Annotated in this window: 3 protein-coding genes and 3 pseudogenes; all 6 read left to right on the top strand. The window is 67.5% G+C overall.

The window, feature by feature from the left end; all coding sequences use genetic code 11:
• Positions 1 to 418 (top strand): annotated as a pseudogene (locus GJ632_RS20845) (50S ribosomal protein L13); the annotation flags it as partial.
• Complete coding sequence (locus GJ632_RS20840; protein ID WP_089807488.1) at positions 412 to 810, top strand: 30S ribosomal protein S9; 399 nt, start codon at positions 412 to 414, stop codon at positions 808 to 810. The pseudogene GJ632_RS20845 and the gene GJ632_RS20840, both read left to right, overlap by 7 nt.
• 12 nt (positions 811 to 822) lie before the next feature.
• Complete coding sequence (locus GJ632_RS20835) at positions 823 to 1017, top strand: DNA-directed RNA polymerase subunit N (RefSeq protein WP_089807490.1); 195 nt, start codon at positions 823 to 825, stop codon at positions 1015 to 1017.
• Positions 1014 to 1196, top strand: a complete 183-nt coding sequence (locus tag GJ632_RS20830; protein WP_177232646.1) for a DNA-directed RNA polymerase subunit K — start codon at positions 1014 to 1016, stop codon at positions 1194 to 1196. Before GJ632_RS20835 ends, GJ632_RS20830 begins: the two co-directional genes overlap by 4 nt.
• Positions 1193 to 2396: pseudogene (gene eno, locus GJ632_RS20825) on the top strand (phosphopyruvate hydratase). The gene GJ632_RS20830 and the pseudogene eno overlap by 4 nt, the downstream one beginning before the upstream one ends.
• Positions 2393 to 2585, top strand: a pseudogene (locus GJ632_RS20820) (30S ribosomal protein S2); the annotation flags it as partial. The pseudogenes eno and GJ632_RS20820, both read left to right, overlap by 4 nt.

Below are 2585 nucleotides of genomic sequence, written 5' to 3'. Positions count from 1 at the left end.
GACGCGGACGTCGTCGTCGCGCCCGAAACTGCATCCTCGGCCGCGTCGCCAGCGAAGTCGCCCAGAAGGCGCTCGCCGGCGAGAAGGTGGCCATCGTCAACGCGGAAGACACCGTCGTCACCGGCTCCGAAGACGACGTGATGAGCGTCTACCGCAAGCGCGTCGAGGTGGGTTCGGACCAGGGACCGTACTACCCCAAGCGTCCGGACCGCATCTTCAAGCGCGCCGTGCGCGGGATGGTCCCGTACAAGACCGACAAGGGTCGTGAGGCGCTCTCGACGTCCGCGTCTACGTCGGCAACCCGTTCGACGAGGACGGCGACGTCCTCGACGACACCTCGCTGGACCGCCTGTCGAACATCAAGTTCATCTCGCTCGGAGAGGTCTCCGAGAACCTCGGTGCTAACGTCACATGGTAACGAACACCTCAGGGAAGAAGAAGACCGCCATCGCTCGCGCAACCGTGCGCGACGGTGAGGGTCGCGTCCGTATCAACTCCCGGCCAGTCGAACTGACCGAACCGGAGATGGCCCGCCTGAAGATGCTGGAGCCGTTCCGCATCGCCGGCGAGGACCTCCGTTCGCAGGTCGACATCGACGTCAGCGTCTCCGGCGGCGGCTTCGCCGGCCAGGCAGACGCGACGCGAACCGCCATCGCGCGCGGGCTGGTGCAGCATCTCAACGACGCCGAACTCCGCGACGCCTACATGGACTTCGACCGCTCGTTGCTCGTCAACGACGTTCGTCAGTCCGAGGCCAAGAAGTGGGGCGGACCGGGCGCCCGAGCACGCTACCAGAAGTCCTACCGCTGAGGTGATTCAGCTATGATGATTCCCGTCCGGTGTTTCACGTGCGGCAACGTCGTCGGTGAACACTGGGACGAGTTCAAAGCGCGCGCCCGCGACGGTGACGAGGACCCGGCGAAGGTCCTCGACGAGCTCGGCGTCGAGCGTCACTGCTGCCGGCGCATGATGGTCTCGCACAAGGACCTCGTGGACGTCGTCGCCCCCTACCAATAATGCACCAGCGCTACAACCGATACGAGAAGGCACGCATCCTCGGCGCGCGAGCGCTGCAGGTGTCGTACGGCGCGCCGGTCCTGCTCGACACGGACCAGAGCGAGCCCATCCTCATCGCGGCCGAGGAGTACGACGCAGGTGTGCTGCCGTTCACGGTCAAACGAGAGGGTAAAAAATGACGCTCATCACCGACGTTAGACTTCGACGCGTCCTCGACTCCCGGGGCAACCCGACCGTCGAGGCGGACGTGCTCACTCAGTCCGGCGGGTTCGGCCGCGCGGCCGCCCCCAGCGGGGCGAGCACGGGCGAGTACGAAGCCATCGAACTGCCGCCGTCGGAGGCCATCGCGGCCGCCCGGCGCCACGCCATCCCGCGCCTCGTCGACGAGGTACACGCCGGGAACCAGCGCGAAGTGGACGGGGCGCTCCGCGCCGCGGACGGCACGGACAACTTCTCCGAAATCGGTGCCAACAGCGCAGTCGCCATCTCGATGGCGGCCGCCAAGGCCGGCGCAGACGTGCTCGGCGCACCCCTGTACCAGCATCTCGGCGGCGCGTTCCGCGGCGAGAACTTCCCGGTTCCGCTCGGCAACGTCGTCGGCGGCGGCGAACACGCCAAGGAGGCCACTCACATCCAGGAGTTCCTCGCCGCGCCCGTCGGCGCGCCGAGCGTCTCCGAGGCCGTCTTCGCCAACGCCGCGGTCCACGCGCGCGTGTCGGAGATTCTCGACGAGAACGGAACCCCCGCCGCGAAGGGCGACGAGGGTGCGTGGGCACCGCCCATCTCGGACGCGAGGCGTTCGACGTCGTCGACCAGGCCGTCTCCGACGTGTCCGACGAACTCGGCTTCGAAATCGGGTTCGGCCTCGACATGGCGGCCGCCGAACTGTACGACGAGGACGAGGGCGGCTACGTCTACGGCGACGACGTGAAGTCCACCGCCGAACAGGTGGACTACGTCGCCGACATGGTCGCGGAGTACGACCTCGTCTACGTCGAGGACCCCCTCGACGAGGACGACTACGAGGGCTTCGCCGAGTTGACCGACCGCGTGGGTGAGCAGACGCTCATCTGCGGCGACGACCTGTTCGTCACGAACGTCGAACGCCTGCAGGAGGGCATCGACGCCGGCGCCGCAACTCCATCCTCATCAAGCCGAACCAGATCGGCTCGCTCTCGGACGCGTTCGACGCGGTCGAACTCGCCGTCCGGAACGGGTACGACGCCGTCATCTCCCACCGGTCGGGCGAGACGGAGGACACCACCATCGCACACCTCGCCGTCGCGACCGACGCCGCCTTCATCAAGACGGGGACGGTCCAGGGCGAGCGAACCGCCAAGCTCAACGAACTCATCCGCATCGCGGACGACGCAGTATGACAGACAACGATAACGAAGCGGTCGAAGTCGTCGAAGACGACGTCGCAGAGGCCGAAGCGGCCGGCGACGACTCCGAGACGACGGCGGCCGAGACGACGGAAGAAGAAGTCGCCGAGGCCACCGCCGACGCCGCCGACGAGGCGGCCGCGGACGAGGCCGACGCCGAAGAAGAGGACGCAGAACCGACGT

Source organism: Halogeometricum sp. CBA1124 (genome assembly GCF_009741955.1).
In the GTDB taxonomy this organism is placed as follows: domain Archaea; phylum Halobacteriota; class Halobacteria; order Halobacteriales; family Haloferacaceae; genus Halogeometricum; species Halogeometricum rufum.
This window is presented reverse-complemented; position numbering and strand designations above follow the sequence as displayed.